Annotated in this window: 16 protein-coding genes; 6 read left to right on the forward strand and 10 right to left on the reverse strand. The window is 73.0% G+C overall.

The genetic code is table 11. The annotated features are described in order from the left end of the window. Nucleotides 1–50 precede the first annotated feature (50 nt). Entirely contained in the window at nt 51–1,013 is a 963-nt protein-coding gene (locus ABEA42_RS12010; RefSeq protein WP_345503595.1) for a type IV toxin-antitoxin system AbiEi family antitoxin domain-containing protein, read from the reverse strand. Between the two features lie 230 nt (nt 1,014–1,243). Between ABEA42_RS12010 and ABEA42_RS12015 the strand changes: the two genes are divergently transcribed. Continuing rightward, a complete protein-coding gene (locus ABEA42_RS12015; RefSeq protein WP_345503596.1) occupies nt 1,244–2,035 on the forward strand; it encodes an inositol monophosphatase family protein in 792 nt (263 codons plus the stop codon). A 310-nt stretch (nt 2,036–2,345) separates the two neighbouring features. Here ABEA42_RS12015 and ABEA42_RS12020 read toward each other — a convergent pair whose 3' ends face one another. Continuing rightward, nucleotides 2,346–4,463, reverse strand: a complete 2,118-nt coding sequence (locus tag ABEA42_RS12020) for a hypothetical protein (RefSeq protein ID WP_345503597.1) — start codon at nt 4,461–4,463, stop codon at nt 2,346–2,348. A 34-nt stretch (nt 4,464–4,497) separates the two neighbouring features. Between ABEA42_RS12020 and ABEA42_RS12025 the strand changes: the two genes are divergently transcribed. After that, the gene (locus ABEA42_RS12025; protein ID WP_345503599.1) at nt 4,498–5,235 is read left to right on the forward strand and encodes a TIGR03089 family protein; all 738 of its coding nucleotides are present in this window, start codon (nt 4,498–4,500) and stop codon (nt 5,233–5,235) included. Here the strand turns inward: ABEA42_RS12025 and ABEA42_RS12030 are convergent. Further along, on the reverse strand, nt 5,232–6,884 hold the full coding sequence (locus ABEA42_RS12030; protein ID WP_345503601.1) for a peptidoglycan-binding domain-containing protein: 1,653 nt from the start codon (nt 6,882–6,884) through the stop codon (nt 5,232–5,234). The genes ABEA42_RS12025 and ABEA42_RS12030 overlap by 4 nt on opposite strands. A 286-nt stretch (nt 6,885–7,170) precedes the next feature. On the opposite strand from ABEA42_RS12030, the gene ABEA42_RS12035 reads away from it, so the two are divergent. Next, nucleotides 7,171–7,956 carry a CoA transferase subunit A gene (locus ABEA42_RS12035; protein ID WP_345503602.1) on the forward strand — a complete coding sequence of 262 codons (786 nt, stop codon included), beginning with the start codon at nt 7,171–7,173 and terminating at the stop codon, nt 7,954–7,956. A 3-nt stretch (nt 7,957–7,959) separates the two neighbouring features. Beyond that, the gene (locus ABEA42_RS12040) at nt 7,960–8,598 is read left to right on the forward strand and encodes a CoA transferase subunit B (protein WP_345503604.1); all 639 of its coding nucleotides are present in this window, start codon (nt 7,960–7,962) and stop codon (nt 8,596–8,598) included. 81 nt (nt 8,599–8,679) lie between these two features. Here ABEA42_RS12040 and ABEA42_RS12045 read toward each other — a convergent pair whose 3' ends face one another. Next, entirely contained in the window at nt 8,680–10,815 is a 2,136-nt protein-coding gene (locus ABEA42_RS12045) for a SpoIID/LytB domain-containing protein (RefSeq protein ID WP_345503605.1), read from the reverse strand. A 320-nt stretch (nt 10,816–11,135) separates the two neighbouring features. Here ABEA42_RS12045 and ABEA42_RS12050 point away from each other — a divergent pair, with 320 nt between their 5' ends. Together ABEA42_RS12050 and ABEA42_RS12055 are read left to right on the forward strand one after the other, a co-directional pair. Then, nucleotides 11,136–11,801, forward strand: a complete 666-nt coding sequence (locus ABEA42_RS12050; protein WP_345503606.1) for a glycosyltransferase family 2 protein — start codon at nt 11,136–11,138, stop codon at nt 11,799–11,801. Next, nucleotides 11,798–12,190: a DUF2304 domain-containing protein gene (locus tag ABEA42_RS12055; RefSeq protein ID WP_345503607.1), complete on the forward strand. Its 393-nt coding sequence runs from the start codon at nt 11,798–11,800 to the stop codon at nt 12,188–12,190. Before ABEA42_RS12050 ends, ABEA42_RS12055 begins: the two co-directional genes overlap by 4 nt. On the opposite strand, the gene ABEA42_RS12060 is transcribed toward ABEA42_RS12055, so the two are convergent. The 6 genes from ABEA42_RS12060 to ABEA42_RS12085 all read right to left on the reverse strand — a co-directional run bounded on the left by ABEA42_RS12060 (nt 12,140) and on the right by ABEA42_RS12085 (nt 18,077). Continuing rightward, on the reverse strand, nt 12,140–12,544 hold the full coding sequence (locus ABEA42_RS12060; RefSeq protein WP_345503609.1) for an adenylyltransferase/cytidyltransferase family protein: 405 nt from the start codon (nt 12,542–12,544) through the stop codon (nt 12,140–12,142). The genes ABEA42_RS12055 and ABEA42_RS12060 overlap by 51 nt on opposite strands. Before the next feature lie 91 nt (nt 12,545–12,635). Next, the gene (locus ABEA42_RS12065) at nt 12,636–13,628 is read right to left on the reverse strand and encodes a glycosyltransferase family protein (RefSeq protein ID WP_345503610.1); all 993 of its coding nucleotides are present in this window, start codon (nt 13,626–13,628) and stop codon (nt 12,636–12,638) included. Between the two features lie 3 nt (nt 13,629–13,631). Next, the gene (locus ABEA42_RS12070; protein WP_345503611.1) at nt 13,632–14,447 is read right to left on the reverse strand and encodes a CDP-alcohol phosphatidyltransferase family protein; all 816 of its coding nucleotides are present in this window, start codon (nt 14,445–14,447) and stop codon (nt 13,632–13,634) included. After that, nucleotides 14,444–16,519: a DUF5941 domain-containing protein gene (locus ABEA42_RS12075; protein ID WP_345503612.1), complete on the reverse strand. Its 2,076-nt coding sequence runs from the start codon at nt 16,517–16,519 to the stop codon at nt 14,444–14,446. Before ABEA42_RS12075 ends, ABEA42_RS12070 begins: the two co-directional genes overlap by 4 nt. Further along, nucleotides 16,516–17,265, reverse strand: a complete 750-nt coding sequence (locus ABEA42_RS12080; protein WP_345503613.1) for an ABC transporter ATP-binding protein — start codon at nt 17,263–17,265, stop codon at nt 16,516–16,518. Before ABEA42_RS12080 ends, ABEA42_RS12075 begins: the two co-directional genes overlap by 4 nt. After that, complete coding sequence (locus ABEA42_RS12085) at nt 17,265–18,077, reverse strand: ABC transporter permease (RefSeq protein WP_345503614.1); 813 nt, start codon at nt 18,075–18,077, stop codon at nt 17,265–17,267. The genes ABEA42_RS12080 and ABEA42_RS12085 overlap by 1 nt, the downstream gene beginning before the upstream one ends. Nucleotides 18,078–18,091 lie beyond the last annotated feature (14 nt).

Genomic DNA, 18,091 nt, shown 5'->3' on the forward strand with positions numbered 1-18,091 from the left:
TTTGAGGGATCCGACGGGTCCTGGTCCGTCGGATCCCTCAAAGAGCCGGCTCAGACGGTGCAGCCCACCCGCCGACACCGCCGTGGGCGCCCGTGCCACCCACGGCTGACGAGGATCGCAGCGATCTCGGAGGCGGTCGAACAGGGGTCGGTGACCACGTCGCCGAAGAAGACACGGGTGGTCAGCCGTGCCGTCGACAGCAGCTGTCGGTCGCGCCGGCCGTCCCGCACCCGGTCCGCCCACCGCTCGTGCCCCAGCCGGCCGTCCACCTCGACGATGAGCCGTTGCTCGACGTACTCGTTGTCGTGCCAGCGGTGACGACCGACCCGCGACGGTGACTGGCGTAGCGCGCGAGGCAACCCGTGGGCGCGCTCCACGTCACGGATGTAGAGGAGCTCGGCACCGCTCTGCCCGCCGTCCTCGACGTCACGCAGGCCGGCCCGCAGGATGCGTGAGTGCCGGTGCCCTCCGCGTGCAGAGATCTCGGCGAGGAGCTCGCGAGGAGTGACGACCTCCTTCTGGACGGCCTTCGCGACGATCGACAACGCGTCCAGGGGTGTGCCGTCCGTGGCGATGTCCAGGATGGTGGCGCGGACGGTCGTCCGCCACGGGAAGGCGCGCTCGTCGACGAGGTCCTCCCAGCGCATGGACCGCCGCACCTGCAGGCCCGGCTGGGCGGTCACGCTGCGTCGTTGTGGCACGACCAGGTGGACCACCGGTGGAGGAGAGGGCACCAGTCCCCACGCGTAGGCAGCGCTGGGGCCTCGGAGCGCAGCGTCCGCCGCCGGCGCTCCCGACACCGCGTACAGGAGGGCCGCCGTCGCCGTGGCCTCCCAGTCGCGGCGCCCCGGCCGTGTCTGGAAGACGCCCTCGTGCACGCGCAGCCACCGACCCGAGGTGACGCGCCAGGCCAAGGCGTCACGCGACATACCCGCATGCAGGCACTGGCGCCGCGTGAGCAGCCCCTGCTGCGCGTCCGCGAGCCTGCGCAGCATCCCCCAGTCGACCGGCACACGTCCACGGTCGCGCCAGAGGGGCCGAAGGCCGTCGAGTTGTCCACAGGCAGCCCGTTGCGGACGCTGCCCACACCCGCCCCGTACATCGGTCTTTGAGGGATCCGACGGGCCAGGACACGTCAGATCCCTCAAAGACGCGAGGTATGTGGCGCGAGGTATGTGGCGCGGGGTATGAGGCGCGGGGTGCTGGTTTCGCCTGCGGGGACCACGTGTGGAACGGTGGGCACGTGGACACGGACCAGGTGCTCGAGCTGATGAAGGCCGTCGCGGCGGAGGTCATCACGCCGCGGTTCCGATCGCTCGCCGACGGTGAGGTGATGGAGAAGAACCCCGGCGACCTCGTCACCATCGCCGACCAGGAGTCCGAGGAGATCCTCACCCGCGAGCTCGCGGCGGCGTACCCGGACGCGTTCGTGCTCGGCGAGGAGCGCACGGCGACCGACCCGACGGCCATCGCGCAGTTCGTCGCTGCCGACCACGCGTTCACGGTCGACCCCGTCGACGGCACCAAGAACTTCGTCCACGGTTCGCCCGACCACGCGGTCATGGTGAGCGAGGTCAAGCAGGGGGTCACCGTCCGCGGCTGGATCTGGCAGCCCGAGCACGAGGTCGCCTGGGTCACCGAGAAGGACGCCGGCGTCTACCGCAACGGCGAGCGCGTGACACGCGAGCCCGTCGCCGACGACGCCGAGCCCCACGGCGTCACGTCGATCTGGCCGCTGCGTGGTCACAGCCTCGGGGACCTGCCGGCCCTGACCGGCTCATGGGTCTGCTGCGGCGTCGACTACCCGCGGCTCATCGAGGGCGCGACCGACTACATCCTGTACGCGCGCAACAGCCCCTGGGACCACTCCCCCGGCGCGCTCATGGTGCGCGAGGCCGGCGGCATCGTGGGCCACCCGGACGGCACCCCCTACGCGCCCACCGCCCTCACCCCCGGCATCATCGTGGCCGCCGACCGGGGCACGTACTCCGCCGTGCGTCGCCTCGCCGTCGACGCCTTCGCCCGCCGCAGCTAGCAGGCACCGCACCTGAACCCGCGCGAAAGCTGCTGGGGCGGAGGGGGGTGCAGCCCGGTACCGGCCCAGTGGCCGAAAGTTGCGCAGGCAGGCCCTGACTCGCGGCCCGGAACCGGCCCAGTGGCCGAAAGTTGCTGGGGTAGAAGAAGATTCGGGACGCGCTACCGGCCCAGTGGCCGAAAGTTGCTGGGGTAGAGGGGGTTCGCGGCCCGGTACCGGCCGAGTGGCCGAAAGTTGCGCAGGCAGGCGCGGACTAGCGGCCCGGTACCGGCCCAGTGGCCGAAAGTTCCGGGGCGGTCGGGACCAACGGTCAGGGCGTCGGCGTCCCCAGCCAGACCTGGACGGGGAGCTCCACGAGGTGGTCGGGGCGCCGCTCGAGCAGCCGGGCGTCCTCCTGCACCCGCCGGTCGGTGCCGACCACCGCGTGGGCGAGCCCCAGCTGGGTGAGCGCGTCGGTGGAGTCGGCCGCGAGCAGGACCAGGCGGCCGCCCCGCGCGTCCACTGCCGTGGCGACCTGCGCGACGGCCGCCTTCAACCGAGCGGGGTCGTTCCGCAGGGCCGAGGTCGTCGACAGGGCCGGCACGCCGCAGTAGCCGCGGAGCACCTGCGGCCACTCGTTGGCGGCCCTGCTGTCGACCATCAGCGCGACGTCCCCCGGGTGGAGCTGGGCGCACACCTCGTCGACGGCCGACAGCTCGCCGAGCTCGACCCGTTCGTCGAGGTGGGGGCGCGTCGCCAGGGCGCTGGGCACGAGCAGCGCTGCGGCGAGGCCGATGCTCACCACGACGTTGACCGCGTAGGGCAGGCGGCGGGTCGACCACCGAGAGGCCACCGCGGCAGCGGCGACGACGAGCAACACCACGGTCGGCAGGGCGATGACCAGCCGCCGGTCGGCCCACGGGTGGTCGGGGGTGATGCCGGGGCGGTAGAGGGTCAGCAGCGTCGACCCGGCGGCGACGACGGCAGGGCCGGCCCACGACGGGAGCTCGCGCCCCTCGACCCACGCCGAAGCCGCTCGGTGGGCGAGGACGGCGAGCGCGACCAGGGCGATCACCAGGGCTGCGGGACCCACCCACCACGCCATCCAGACCACGGACTGCTCGGCGTAGGTCCGGCCGCCGTCGACGGGCAGGCCCTGTCGCGCCTGGAGGCCTGCCACGACGCGCGAGCCGGGGTCGGCGGCCGACTGCCGGACCGTCTGCCACAGGGGTCGGGAGGCCAGGACCACCCCCACGAGGACGAAGAACCCGGCCAGCGCCCGCGGCAGCCACGCCTGCACCAGGGACCCGGCCGACCAGCCGCGCCTGGCGCCGGCCACGACGAGCACGGCGGCGGCCAGCACGGCGACGCCCAGCGCCACCAGGGGCAGCAACGAACCGGCGATGCTGCCGAGGTACTCGCTCGAGGTCAGCCAGGTGAGCCCGAACGCCACCACCGCCGAGACGGCCGTGGCCCAGCCGAGCACCCGCGCGTGGGCCTGCTTCTGGACGACGGCCAGCGCCACGACCGGGATCACGAGGATCGCCTCGCGCAGGGCGTCGACCCGGATGAGCACGGCGCCACCCATGAGGATCCCGGCGGCGAGGGCCGCGGACCGGGCGACGGGGGCGTCGCCGACGCGGGCACTGCGGGCGGCCAGGGCCAGTGCGGCGAGCCCGCCCGCGAGCACCGGCAGGGCCACCGGCTCGGAGTACGTGGCCCGCGCGACGTGCACGAGCGGGAAGACCACCGCGGTGCCGAGGGCCGCGAGCGGGCCCCACCGCGGTCCGGTGAGCAGCGACGCGAGCAGGCCGATGGACAGCACGGCGAGCCCCCAGAGCAGGGCCGGGGCCCAGAAGAGGGCCGTCGCGCCGCCCAGCCACCACGCGACGGAGTACCACGCCGACGTGCCCACCGGGAACTGCGGCTGGATGGTCGGGTGCTGCGGCGAGCCGGTGGAGTAGAAGGCCGGGCTGGCCAGGGTGATGCCGTCGATGCGCAGGACCCCGGCGCCGCCGACCGACTCCGCGGCCACCTGCACCGGGCGGGCGTGGCCGGAGGCGAGCTGGACCGAGGACTGCAGGTAGGACCCCGAGTCGCGGCGCGGCAGCACCTGCTCGGAGTGGGTCAGCCCGGCCCAGACCGTGGAGCCCACGGCGAGCGTGAGCAGCAGGGCCGTCGACCACACCGGCAGCGGCCGGACCGGGAGCCGACCGACGAGGACGGCCGCGACGAGCGCCAGCACGACCAGGACGGGCAGGGCGACCCACGGCTGCCACCAGCCGAGCAGCGAGAGCACCGCCGCCGCGGTCGCCCCCAGCACCAGCCACAGGGCCGAGCCCACGACGAGCCGGGTGACGAGCCAGCCGCTCCACGCCTCACCGCGCAGGAGCGGGAGGTCGCCGGTGTCGGGGGTGTACGGGTAGCTGCGGGGCTCGCGGCTGGTCACGGGGCGCAACGCTATCGGCCCCTACTGTGGGCCCATGCCCAACCCGCCCGACGTCCTCGCCTCCATGCTCCGCTCCGACCCCGCCCGTCCACGGGTCACCTTCTACGAGGACACCGACGGGCCGACCCGTGGCGAGCGCATCGAGCTCAGCGCCAAGGTGCTCGCCAACTGGGTCAACAAGGCGGCCAACGCGCTGCAGGACGAGTTCGACGTGGCGCCGGGCTCACGGGTGCGGCTCGCGCTGCCGCCCCACTGGCGCTCGCTGTACTGGGCCCTGGCCGTGTGGTCGGTGGGCGGCACCGTGGTGGCCGACCGCTCCCCCGACAGCACCTCCGACCGCTCCTCCAGCGCGCAGGGCGTCGACCTCGTCGTCACCGACGACCCCGCACTCGCGGCCGCCTCGTCACCCGCCGTCCTCGTCACCCTGGCGGCGCTGGCGCGGCAGGCGGCCGTCCCCACCGGCGGTGCCATGGACGAGGCGCGCGAGCTGTCGACGCACGGCGACCAGTTCGTGGCGTGGGAGGAGCCGGCCGACGACGACGTGGCGCTCGAGTTCGACGGCACCACCACGCCGTACGCGCAGGTCGTGACCGACCTCGGCGCGCCCGGGGGCACGCGGGCCCACCTGCGTGGCACCGACCTCGCCACCGTCCTCACCCGGGCGCTGGCCGCCTGGGCAGGTGACGGGTCGGTCGTCCTCTCCCGGGGCGACCTGTCCGCGGAGGAGTCCGTCCGCCGCGAGGCCGTCGAGGGCGTGACGCTCACCCCCTAGCGCCGGCGCAGCTCCGCCTCGACCGCCTTCCACGTCACGGTGGCCACCGTCCCGGTGCGCGCGAGCTTCGCGCGGCCCTGCAGGGCCTTGACGGCCGCGGCGGTCGCCGGGCCGAAGCTCCCGTCCGCCGTGATGCGCAGCGCCTTCTGGAGCGCGGTCACCGCGGCTCCGCTCGAGCCCTGGCGCAGCACGGTCGAGTACCACGCACGCAACGGGTAGTCCCGGTTCTCGAGTGCGGCCCACACCCGGGTGTCGGTGACCCCGGTCGCCTTCTGGCCGTGCGCCTTCTGGAACGCCGCGACCGCGGCTGCGGTGCGCGCCCCGTACGCCCCGTCGACGGCGAGCCCGCCGAGCGCACGCTGGAGCGTCTTCACCGCCGTGCCCTTCGAGCCGGTCCGCAGGACCGTGGACATGAGCGGGGTGTACGGCGTCGACACCCGGGCGGGCGTCGAGCGGGAGGGCGCGCTCGGGGCGGCCGTGCCACCCATGAGCGCCGCCCAGGTGCTGGGGCCGACGACGCCGTTGGCGGGCAGGTTGCGGCGGGTCTGGAACGCCTTGACGGCGGTCTCGGTCTGCGGCCCGAACGCCCCGTCCGCGGTGACCTTCAGGGCCTTCTGCAGCGCCACGACCGCGGCACCCGTGGAGCCACGACGGATGGTCGTGCGGGCGTACGGCGCGAGCGGGCTGGTGGAGGTCGCCCCCGGAGCAGGCGTCGGGGTCGGTGCGGGCTTCGGTGTGGGCGCAGGCGTGGGCGCAGGCGCAGCCGCAGGGGTGGGAGCCGTCCCGCGGGCGGGCACGAGGCGCAGGGCGACCATCCGCGCCCAGGTGGCGGGGTCGAGCACCCCGGTCACCTTGACCTTGTTGGCCGACTGCCAGGTCCGCAGCGCTGCTGCCGTCCTCGGGCCGAACACCCCGTCCGGCGTGGCGCCGATGACCTTCTGCGCGAGGGCCACGTCCGGTCCGGTCGAGCCCTGGGCGAGGGTGGGGTAGGTCGTGGGCGTCGCGGGGGTGCCCGGTGCGCCCGGGGTGGTCGAGCTGGGTGTGGGGGCGGACGGGCCGGGGCTCACCGTCGTGAGCGCCTTGCCGGTCCACCACGACGTGCGGCCGTAGGCGCCGTCCCAGGAGAACGAGAAGTGGATGTGGTCGGTGTGCGGCGCCGAGCCGGTGTAGGGCGCCCAACCGCGGCCGGGGTCGTAGGCACGCCACATCTTCTTGTTCCAGATGATGTACATGATCCCGAACCGCCGGGCCATCGCACCGGGACGGCCCTGGGCGTCGGGAGCGGACAGCCACGCCGTCACCGAGTCTGCGACGGCCTTTTCGTTCGGCTTGTCGACGCTGAGCATCCAGTCCCAGGCGCGGCCCTCGGAGTGCTCGGTGACGCCGCTGTTGCAGTTGCGGATGATCCCGTAGGAGGCCGTTCCCAGCCCGTAGTAGCCGGACAGCAGCTTCGCGAACGCGGTGACGCCGGGCTTGGCGACCGGGTCGCACAGCCGCTGCGCCTGGTAGGGCGAGGCGACGTCGAGCGCCGACGGGAGCGCCTTGCTCGGCGGCTTGGGGAGCGTCGCCGCCTGGGCACCGGTCATGGCCATCGGCACGGTGAGGACGGGGATGCTCAGCACACCGAGGGCTCGGGCGGCACGCGACACAGCAGCCTCCAGGGGGACGGCGCCCCGCGGTGGCGGGGCGAGGTAGGGCGGGGTCGGACTCCTGCCCCAGGGGTCACTCCAGGAGCAGGCAGAGCATTTGTCCCACCAGTCACCACCCGCCACAAGCGGAAGGGGCGAACTACAACCGTGGAGTTCCGCGGCCCCTCCCCCGTCCGGCCGATGGACCCTGCGCGACCCCGGCATGTGGGGCGGGCACGCGGTACCGGCGCAACGGTGGGGAGGGACCACGCACGGGCGTCCCGAGCCGGCGGCTAGAGTCCCGGCCATGGACAAAGTCGTCTCCTCCGCAGCCGAGGCCATCGACGGGATCGTCGACGGCTCCTCCCTGGCGGTGGGCGGTTTCGGGCTCTGCGGGGTCCCGAGCGTGCTCATCTCCGCGATCCACGACTCGGGGGTGAGCGGCCTCGAAGCGGTGTCCAACAACTGCGGCGTCGACGAGTGGGGGCTCGGCATCCTGCTGCGCGACAAGCGGATCGCCCGGATGGTCTCCTCCTACGTCGGGGAGAACAAGGAGTTCGCGCGCCAGTACCTCGCCGGCGAGCTCGAGGTCGAGCTGACGCCGCAGGGCACCCTGGCCGAGCGGCTGCGGGCCGGCGGCTCTGGCATCCCGGCCTTCTACACCGTGACCGGCGCGGGCACCCAGGTCGCCGAGGGCGGCCTGCCGTGGCGCTACGCCGCCGACGGCTCGGTCGCCAAGGCCTCCCCCGCCAAGGAGAGCAAGGTCTTCGAGGTCGACGGCCAGGAGAAGGAGTTCATCCTCGAGCGGGCCATCGTCACCGACTTCGGGCTGGTGCGCGCCTGGAAGGGCGACCGGCACGGCAACCTCGTCTTCCGCAAGAGCTCACGCAACTTCAACCCCCTCGCCGCGATGGCCGGCCGGGTCACGGTCGCCGAGGTCGAGGAGCTCGTGAAGCCCGGCGAGCTCGACCCCGACACCGTCCACCTGCCCGGCATCTACGTCCACCGGGTCCTGCCCCTCACCCCCGAGCAGGCCGCCGACAAGCGGATCGAGCGCCACACGACCCGTCCCCGCCCGACCCAGGAGGCCTGAGCCATGGCACTGACCCGTGAGCAGATGGCGGCCCGCGCCGCCCGCGAGCTGACCGACGGCTCCTACGTCAACCTGGGCATCGGCCTGCCGACCCTGGTCCCCAACTACGTCCCGGACGACGTCGAGATCGTGCTCCAGTCCGAGAACGGCATCCTCGGCGTCGGCGCCTACCCCTACGAGGGCGAGGAGGACCCCGACCTCATCAACGCCGGCAAGGAGACCGTCACGCTGCGCCGCGGCGCCTCGTTCTTCGACTCGGCCCAAAGCTTCGGCATGATCCGCGGCGGCAAGGTCGACGCCGCGATCCTCGGGGCCATGCAGGTATCGGCCAAGGGCGACATCGCCAACTGGATGATCCCCGGCAAGATGGTCAAGGGCATGGGCGGCGCGATGGACCTCGTCCACGGAGCCAAGAAGGTCATCGTCCTCATGGAGCACAACGCCAAGGACGGCTCCTACAAGATCGTCGACGAGTGCTCGCTGCCCTACACCGGCCGCGGCGTCGTCCAGCGCATCATCACCGACCTGTGCGTCTTCGACGTCACCGACGACGGCCTCGTACTGCGTGAGCTCGCCGAGGGCGTCACCGAGGACGAGGTGCGCGAGAAGACCGAGCCGGCGTTCACGACCGACCTCGTCTGAGGTCCGGCCCCACAGCGCCACACGACGTACGCACGCGAAGGGCCCCGCACCTCATGGTGCGGGGCCCTTCGTCGTCGGGGGTCAGCGCAGCAGGGTGTAGAGGCCCGTCCAGCCGCTGCTCACCTTGAACCGCGACCCGACCCCGCCCTTGCCGTTGCCCGGCACGACCCACAGCACCCCGGCGGAGTCACGGCCGTAGATGTCGGCGTGCCCGTCACGCCCGGCGTCACCGACCGAGAAGAGGGCGTCGTAGGTGTTCCACCCGCCCGAGACGACGGTGCGCGAGCCGAAGCCGCCCACACCGTTGCCCGGGTAGAGGTAGAGCGTGCCGTCGGAGGAGCGGGCGAGCACGTCGGGACGGCGATCGCCGTTGAAGTCGCCGGCACTGAACACCTGGGTGAAGGCACCCCAGCCGCTGCTGCCGACCTTGGTGCTGCCCTTGACGCCCCCGACGCAGTTGCCGCTGTGCAGCCACAGGGTCCCGTCGTCCGCGCGCCGGGACATGATGTCGGTGCAGCCGTCGCCGTCGAAGTCGCCGACCGGGAACGCCAGGTTGTACGCCTGCCAGCCGGAGGCGACCTTCGACCCGCTGGAGATGCCGCCGCCGCTCTTGCCGGGGTAGACGTACAGCGAGCCGTCGGGCCACACCGCCATCACGTCGGCGAGCTTGTCGGCGTTCCAGGTGCCGGCGGTGAACGTGAGCCGCATGACCCGCCAGTCCGAGCCGTTGATCGCCGTCGCCGAGGTCACCGTCCCGTCGCCCTTGCCCTTGTAGAGCCACAGGGCTCCCTTGCTCCCGTGGACGGCGACCACGTCGCCGAGCCCGTCGCCGGACAGGTCGCGCGGGAACGAGGGCGAGGAGACGGTCTGGTCGGGCTTGAACCACTCCGACTTGAGCCCGAACCTCGCCTGGAAGGTGAAGCCCGAGATCGTCACCGACCCCGAGCTGCCCGTGACCACCATGGTCCGGACCCGGCCGCCCCAGTCGCCGTGGCCGTCACGGGCGGTGATGGCCAGCTGCTGGAAGCTCCCGATGGAGGGCCACTGCCGCTCGATGCCGGCGACCGTGACCGAGGTGCGCCAGGTGTGGTTGGGGTTGGCCGAGACGCCGTCGTACGGGTCCTGCTTGGCGACGAGGTAGGGCTTGCCACCGTCGGAGCTCCAGCCGCCGTTCGAGGAGCTGAACTCGGTGAAGGCCGTCGCCCCGTTGTAGGTGAGCACCGTCCCGCCGGTGGCCGTGACCGCGCTGTTGGTCGACGCGTACTCGTAGGTGGTCGTGCTGCCGCCCGAGGTGCGCTGGTAGCCGCTGAACACCTGGCACGCCGTCGTGGGGCAGGTGTCGTAGAAGGCGGCGTTCTGCGGGTGCTCGCGGCCGTAGTTGGCGTAGCTGCGCGCAGCGACGGCCTGGGCGCCGAGCGCGGCGGGCGACCACGACGCCGGCATCTCGCTGGGGACGACGCTGCGCAGGTAGGAGTCCATGGGCAGGGCGACCACGGGGACGAGGCTCTCGGCGCCGGGTGCGCCGATGAGGGTGCCGCGGACCTCGCCGCGGTAGGTGTAGCTGCCGCTGCTGTTGAGCGCCTTGATGAGACCCGTCGTGGGGTTGGTGATGTTGATCTGCGGGCCGGTGGCCACCTGCGGCGACGTGCGGACCTCACCGGTCGACAGGACGTACTGCAGCACGGGTTTGCTGGCCACGCCCGGCTGGAGGACGGGACGCACGACCCTCCACTCGGTGATGGCGATCTTGTCCCACGTCGTGGTGTTCAGCGCGAAGGAGCCGGCCTGGGAGTAGGAGCTGCCGAAGGAGGCGCGCAGGCCGTCGGCTGCCGCGACCCGGGTGGTGTTGCCCAGGTGGGCGGTGACGTTGACGCGGATGACCGGGTCACCGATCGAGGACCGCACGGTGTTGGGGTAGTAGAAGTCGACGATCTGCTGCCAGGTCAGGCCCTGGAGCGCCGCACCGTACGCGCCGTACTGGGACATGCCGTGGCCGTGGCCCCAGCCGTGTCCGGTGAGGTTGATCGTGCCCGAGGGGGGTCTGGGGTAGACCTCGTCGGCCTGGGCCGGCAGCGCCGTGACGGCGCCGGCAGAGCCGACCACGGTCGCCGCGGCCCCGACCGCCGCCCACCGGCGCGACCAGCGCGCGGGGCGGCGCTGCGTACGGCTGGTGTCGCCCGGCCCGCGGCGCGTCCTCAGTGTGCTCACCCACGACATGACGTGCTCCTTGGTCCCGGCGTGCCCTCGGCCGGCGGTCGAGACCACCGGGTGGGCGCCGACGTGTCGCCCGAGGTGGTCGCTGTGTCCATGATGACCCGGCGCTCGCGGCCGGTGTAGGGGTCGGCGACGGCGGTGCCGCCGGTGGTCTGCGAGGGGCTGGCGTCCTCTCCTGGGAAACGGACACCAGCCACAGGGGCCCACCATGCCCCACCGACCACTCGGGTGTCAGGGGGTTGGCAGGAGTGTCGACCGATTTGTGACCTCCTCCCGACCCATAGACTGATGCGCGGTCTGCCAGGCGAGTCGGAGGAGTACGAGTGCAGGACACATGGTTCGTGATCCCGCTGTTCAACGAGGAACAGGTGATCGCTGACGTCGTGCGCGACGTGCGCCGGACGTTTCCCAATGTGGTCTGCGTCGACGACGGCAGCTCCGACGGCTCGGCGGCTGCGGCCGACGCGGCCGGCGCGGTCGTGGTGCGCCACCCGGTCAACCTCGGGCAGGGCGCAGCGCTGCAGACCGGCTTCGAGTACGCGCTGTCCGACCCCGGCATGCGCTGGGTCGTCACCTTCGACGCCGACGGCCAGCACCAGGTCTCCGACGTGCTGGAGATGCTCGAGAAGGCCCGCGCCGAGCACCTAGACGTGGTCTTCGGCTCCCGGTTCCTCGACCAGCGCACCCAGGCGGGCGCGCTCAAGAAGCTGGTGCTGCGGATGGCCGTGGCCTACACCAACCTCACCACCAAGACTCGCCTCACCGACGCCCACAACGGCCTGCGCGTCATCTCACGTGACGTGGTGTCACGGCTGTCGATCACCCAGAACCGGATGGCCCACGCCTCCGAGCTCGTCGCGCAGATCGGTGCGCTCGACATCCGCTACGGCGAGAGCCCGGTCCACGTCCTCTACACCGACTACTCACGTTCCAAGGGCCAGTCGCTCTGGAACGCCGTCAACATCCTCGTGGAGCTGATCCTGCGATGAAGATCGTGCTCATCCAGATCCTGCTGATCCTGGTCGTCATCGCGGTGGTGGCCCGGCTCTTCCGCTCGCGCGGGGCGCGGGCCCAGGCGATCCGGCGGCTCGGGCTGCTGCTCTTCGCCGCCTTCGCGGTGGTGTCGATCCTCTTCCCCTCGGTCTGGAACCGGATCGCCCAGCTCGTCGGCGTCGGGCGCGGCACCGACATGGTGCTCTACGCCCTCGTGGTCGCGTTCCTCAGCTTCACGGTGACGACCTACCTGCGCTTCCGCGACCTCGAGACCCGCTACACCAAGCTGGCCCGCCGGCTGGCGCTGGACGAGGCGGCCCTGCAGTACCCCGGGTCAGGGGGCGATCTTGGCGATGTGCTCGATGAGCCCGGTGGTCGAGACTGACGGCGTGCGCGGCAGGTAGACGACCTCGCACACGTCCGACACCCAGTCGAACTTGCCTGCCCAGTCGTCTCCCATGACCAGCACCGACGCGCCGTGCTCGAGGATGTAGTCGCGCTTCTTCTCCAGCGACTCCTCGACGAACACCTCGTCGACGACCTTGAGGCTGCTGACGATCTCCACGCGCTCGTCCTGGTCGAACACCGGGGCCCGGCCCTTCTTGGCCATGTTGAGCTCGTCCGCGGACACACCCACCACGAGCCGGTCGCCGTACTCGGCGGCCCGCTTGAGGACGCGGATGTGGCCGACGTGCAGCACGTCGAACGTGCCGAAGGTGATGACGGTGCGACTGCTCAACGGGACTCCTCGGGTGCCGTCCGGCAGGGTGCCGGCGGTGGCGCGGGCCGCGCGGCGGGTCGCGCGGCGTCCCGCAGAGGCTACCGCCCGGTCACCCGCGCGAGCGCACGGTGGCCAGCGAGGCCCGGGCGGCGTCGAGCATCGACCGCTCCGCCAGGCCGCGGCCGTCGCTGGGCCGGCCTCCCCCACTGACGGCTGCAGCGAGGTCGGCGGGGTCCAAGGAGCTCAGCTCGACCCCGACGGGGCGCGGCGAGGTGTCCCCTGCCACGACGCGGGCACCCTCGGCCAGGGCCTCGCGGACGATGACCGAGTCGCCGTCCCACGCCGTCGGTCGAAGGAAGACGGCGCTGGAGGCGAGCACGTCGCGGACCTCCTGCGGTGAGGCGTCGAACGTGACGTCGACCCACTCCTGACCCTCGACGGACGCCCTCAGGGCGGCGAGCTCCTCGCCGTCGCGGCCGTAGGCGAGGACGCGCAGGGTGGCGTCCGGCCACGGCCCCGCGCGCAGCAGGCGGACCGCCTCGACCGCGAGGTCGGCGTGGTAGTGGGCCAGCCCGGCGTTGGTGGCCACCGCCAGCGCGTGCGGCTCACGCGCAGGCGCCGCGGCCGCGCGGGGCACGGGCACGAAGGGTGTGACGACGCGGACCCTCGAGCGCAGCCCGGCCGGCAGCACCGCCCTGATCTCGTCGTTGACGGCCCAGATCTCGTCGTAGGCGTGCAGGGCCAGCCGCAGGGCGAGCCCGGCCACGACGCCCATCCGGCGCACCTGCCCGGCGGTGGACCCCGAGTGCAGCACCACGACGGTGCGCCCGGGCACCAGGGCGAGGACCGGGGCGAGGACGACCGCCCGCCACAGCCTCGTGACGTGGAACAGGTGGAGCGACCGGCGACGCCACAGGGCGGGTACGGCGCTCACGGCACGTCGTGCGTCGCCGGTGTCGACGTAGCGCACGTCGCACCCCTCGGCGCGCAGCGCCGCGGTGAGCTGGCGGTGGCTGGCGTGCACCCCGCCGACCTCGCCGTGCTCCTGGGCCCACTGCAGGACCCGCAGCCCGCTCCCGGTCCGGCTGGTGCCGACTGCCACGGGTCAGTCCAGCCGTGAGCTGGTGAGGACGCCGAGCAGGTGGCCGCCGGCGGTGATGACCGCGAGCGGCACCATGACGACCACGAGCACCTGGGTCCCCAACAGGTCGCCCCGGACGACGTCGGCGACCCCGGCGGCGAGGGCGAGCAGGGAGGCCTCCACCGCGACGAAGGCACGGAAGATCGGCAGGTAGCCGAGCGCGCGGCGTACCGCGGCGAGGCCGGACACCCGCGACCGGGTGGTGGCGGCGACGTCCTCGAGCATCGGCCGGCCGGTCTTGGCACGGGCCACGTGCACGAGGTCGGTGAACGCCTTGTTCATCAGGACGAGGACCGCCACGAGGAACCCCAGGACGGTCCAGCCACCCACGTCGAGCGGGTGGGCGAGCGACCACCCGTCGGCCCGCAGGCCCAGCGCGACCGGGATGGCCGCCTCGGTGGCGTAGTGGCCGATGCGGTCGAGGTAGATGCCGGCCGGGGAGAAGCGCTGACGCCAGCGGGCCACCTCGCCGTCGCTGCAGTCGAGCAGGATCTGCAGCTGCATGGCCACGACGCACAGCAGCGGGCCGGTGAGCCCGTGCAGGGGCAGGGCGAACGCGCCGAGCACCCCGACCGCGATCATCAGCCAGGTGACGCCGTTGGGGCTGATGCCCGTCGGGAGCATCGCCCTCGTCGCGTGGACGGACAGGTGGCGGATGTACAGCGCGCCGGCCCAGTGCTCGGCGTTGTAGCGGGCGATGTGCTCCGGCGGCTGGGCCACGGCGCGCAGCTCGGCCAGGGTCGGGTGGTTGTCGGCGGGGTCGTGCGTCGTCGCGCTCACCGGCGTGCTCCCGTCGCCAACGGGTCGCCCTGGGCGGCGATCCACCGCCGCCAGCCCGTGGCCGACTCGGCGAGGTAGAGGACGGCCAGCAGCACCGCGGCCACCCACAGGACCGGGACCACGGCAGAGGGGGCGAAGGTCGCGAGGAGCAGCAGGACGATGAGCCTGCCCTCGGTGCCGAGCCCGGCGGTGGCGAGCCACGCGGCCGGCGCGGTGCCGGTGTCGCGCAGCCGGTAGACGACGTCGTAGCGGTGGTAGGCGACGGCGGCGACGTAGGCGAACCCGGCAGCGGTCTGCACGCCGACCGTGTGGTGGACGAGCACGCCGACGGCGAGGGCCTCGGCGACCCACAGGGCGGCCGGGGCCTGCCAGCCGAGGCGGTCGTGCACCGGGGGCTGCCAGCCGAGGGCGACCAGCGCGCTGCCCACGACCGCCGCGGCCAGGGACGCTGCGACGGGGCCGGTCCACAGCAGGAGCGGCACGGCGACGACCAGGACCGCCGCACCGGCCAGTCCCACGACGAAGGGCGGGCGGGAGGCGGGGCCGACGAGGCGCCCCACCAGGCGGGCCAGGGGTCCGAGGTCGAGCTGCTCGTCGAGCTCACCGCGCGCGGCGGCGGGCACGACCGCGCCCCACGTCGGGTCGCGGCGCAGGAGCACCGCGACCACGCGACCACCCTGCGTCCAGGCGACGGCGACGACCACGGCCACGAGGAGGGCCCACAGGACCAGCATCGGGCGACGGGTCAGCAGGGTGAGCGAGATGAGCAGGTAGCGCTCGGCGATGGGCATGTGCACGACCTTCTTGCTCCAGTGCACCGCCTGCGCGCGCCGGCTCGGCGGGGGTCCGAACGTGGTGGGGGCGTCCTGCGGCCCCAGGTCGTGCGGGGTGTCGGCCGGCAGGAGGTCGGGGCGGCTGCGTCGGGAGGGCCGCAGCCGGGCCTCGTAGGCGTAGTCCTCGAGGTGGCGCACCGTGACCGCGGCCATCGCGGCGAGGGCGACCGGCCAGCCGGGCGCGCCCTCGCGGACGGCGACGGAGGCCACCGCGGCCAGCACGGCGTACTCCTTGACGCGGTCACCGACGGCGTCGAGGAAGGCGCCCAGCGGGCTGAACCGCCGGGTGAACCGGGCGATCTCCCCGTCGACGCAGTCGACGGCCAGGGCGACGAGCAGCACCACGGCGGCCACCACCCAGGCCCACCAGGCGCCGGTGGCGACGAGCAGGGCTGCGAGGACGCCGAGCCCCAGCGACACCATGGTCACGACGTTGGGCGACCACCCGTGTCCCAGGCCGAAGCCGGTGATCCGCCGCGAGACCGGCCGCACGGCGTACGTGGAGAAGAACCCGTCGCCACCGCGCGAGGCGCCCCGCAGCCGCTGCCGCCACGGGCCGCCGGCCGCGCCCACGGCGCGGACTCCCCCACGGCTCCAGTCGAAGGGCCCGAGAGGGCTGGCCTGCACCGGGAGGCCGGCGCGGACGAGGACGAGGGTCGCGGCGGCGACGCCGTCGTCACCCCAGGACGGGTCGGCGAGCGGGGCAGCCGTGCGCAGCGCCTGCGCGGCCGCGGCCCGGTCGCCGGGGGCGACCCGCAGCACGCCGGGCAGGGCCCGGTCAGGGCGGCTGACCGTGTGGTGCGCCGTGCCGACCGACTCGACCTGCTTGCCGTCGCGCCCGACCCTCGCCCGGCCGGCGAGCCCGGCACCCTCGACGATGGCCGTGGGGTCTGCCACCAGGGCCGCGGTGCGCACGCCGGGGCGGTCGAGCAGGTCGAGCAGGGCCACGTGGGAGATGTGCAGGTCGGGGGCGGCCACGACCACCGGGACGTCGTCACTGCGTTCGAGCGCCTCGGCCAGCCAGGTCAGCTGGTCGGCCGGCGCGCCGGCGAGGTGCGCCAGCGGGCTCGGCAGGCCGAGCTCGGCGAGGCTGGCAGCGACGTCGGGGAGGCTGGCCTCCACGGCCGTACCGGGAGTCGCGCCCGGCGCCCCGAGCAGGACCACGTCGGCGCCGCCGGAGAACCCGTGGACCGTGCGGGCGGCGTCGTCGCCCACGAGGGACCCGGCGCTCGCGGTCACGCCCCGGCGTCCAGGTCGTGGTTGTAGCGCTCGAGGACGTCGTCCATGGGCGCGTCCATCACCAGCTCGCCACGCTTGAGGTAGAGCCCGCGCGTGCTGAACCGCCGCAGGTCCTTCTCCGAGTGCGACACGAGGAACAGCGTGCGCCCGTCGGCCAGCAGCGACTCCATGCGCTGGTAGCACTTCTCGCGGAACGCGCGGTCGCCCACCGCCAGGACCTCGTCCACCAGGACGATCGGCTCGTCGAGCGTGGTCACGACGGCGAACCCGAGGCGGACCTTCATACCGGAGGAGAAGTGCCGGTACGGCGTGTCGAGCCCGGCGCGCACCTCGGGGCCGGCGAAGGCGACGATGTCGTCGAAGCGCTCCTCGATGGCGGCCTTGGGCAGGCCGTGCAGGCCGGCCGTGAGGTAGATGTTGTCGCGCGCGGACAGCTCCCCCACGAACCCACCGGTGAGCTCGATGAGCGGGGCGACGCCGCCGTTGACGGTCACCGAGCCCTCGTCGGGCAGCAGCACGCCGGCGATCATCTTCAGCAGCGTGCTCTTGCCGCCGCCGTTGCCGCCCACGAGGCCCACGGCCTCACCCGGCTGGATGTCGAAGGAGATGTTGCGCAGCGCCCAGAAGGTCTGCTTCGGCGCACCGCTGCTGCCGTGGAAGAGCAGCTCGCGCAGCTGCATGCGGCGCCGGCGGGAGCGGAAGAACTCGATGCCGAGGTCCTGGACGGAGATCACGGGGTCGGCCATCAGATCTCCTTGAGGACGGGGCGCTCGAGCCGGGCAAAGACGTAGGAGCCGACGACGAGCAGCAGCACCGAGATGACCACGGAGGTGATGATCGAGCCCCAGACCACCGCCTGCTTGCCCTGGTGGGAGAAGAAGCCGGCGCGCATCATCTCGAGCACGCCGGTCATCGGGTTGAGCCAGGTCATCTTGTCGTAGGGGTGCGGCACGACGCGTCCGGCGTAGACCACCGGGGTGGCGTAGAACAGCATGCGCAGGACGATCCGGATCACCCGCTGCATGTCGGTGACCAGCGCTGTCACGGGCGCGAGGAGCAGGCCGAGCCCGGCGAGCGCCACCGCCTGCACGACGATGGCGACGGGGAACAGCACGAGCAGCCAGTTGAGGTGGGTGTCGTTCTTGAAGAAGTAGATCGCGGTGAAGGCGAACAGCACCGGCAGCGAGAGCAGGTACTCGATGCCCTTGGACAGCACCACGCGCAGTACCCACAGCTCACGCGGCAGGTTGGTCGAGCGGACGAGCTTGGCCTCCTGGATCAGCGCCCGGGAGGTGTCGGTGAGCGACCCCGAAAACCACTGCCAGGACAGCAGGCCGATGACGAGGAAGAGGAAGTACGGCTTGTGGCCGACGTCGCCCCTCTTGAAGATGTAGACGAAGACGACGAAGTAGATGAGGGACATCAGCAGCGGGTCGAGGACCGTCCACACGTAGCCGAGCACGCTGTTGGCGTACCTGACCCGCAGGTCCCGCACGATGAGCGTCCACAGCACGCTCCGCTTGGCCGAGATGGCCCGCGTCCGGGAGAAGATGTCCATACGTCCTTGCCTGT

This window comes from Pedococcus ginsenosidimutans (assembly GCF_039544395.1).
GTDB classification, from domain to species: domain Bacteria; phylum Actinomycetota; class Actinomycetes; order Actinomycetales; family Dermatophilaceae; genus Pedococcus; species Pedococcus ginsenosidimutans.

Bases quoted from the DNA above. Each gene is read 5' to 3' on its own strand.
- ABEA42_RS12025 (WP_345503599.1), top strand. From the start codon at position 4,498: ATGCCCAACCCGCCCGACGTCCTCGCCTCCATGCTCCGCTCCGACCCC.
- ABEA42_RS12035 (WP_345503602.1), top strand. From the start codon at position 7,171: ATGGACAAAGTCGTCTCCTCCGCAGCCGAGGCCATCGACGGGATCGTC.
- ABEA42_RS12040 (WP_345503604.1), top strand. From the start codon at position 7,960: ATGGCACTGACCCGTGAGCAGATGGCGGCCCGCGCCGCCCGCGAGCTG.
- ABEA42_RS12045 (WP_345503605.1), bottom strand. From the start codon at position 10,815: ATGTCGTGGGTGAGCACACTGAGGACGCGCCGCGGGCCGGGCGACACC.
- ABEA42_RS12055 (WP_345503607.1), top strand. From the start codon at position 11,798: ATGAAGATCGTGCTCATCCAGATCCTGCTGATCCTGGTCGTCATCGCG.
- ABEA42_RS12080 (WP_345503613.1), bottom strand. From the start codon at position 17,265: ATGGCCGACCCCGTGATCTCCGTCCAGGACCTCGGCATCGAGTTCTTC.
- ABEA42_RS12085 (WP_345503614.1), bottom strand. From the start codon at position 18,077: ATGGACATCTTCTCCCGGACGCGGGCCATCTCGGCCAAGCGGAGCGTG.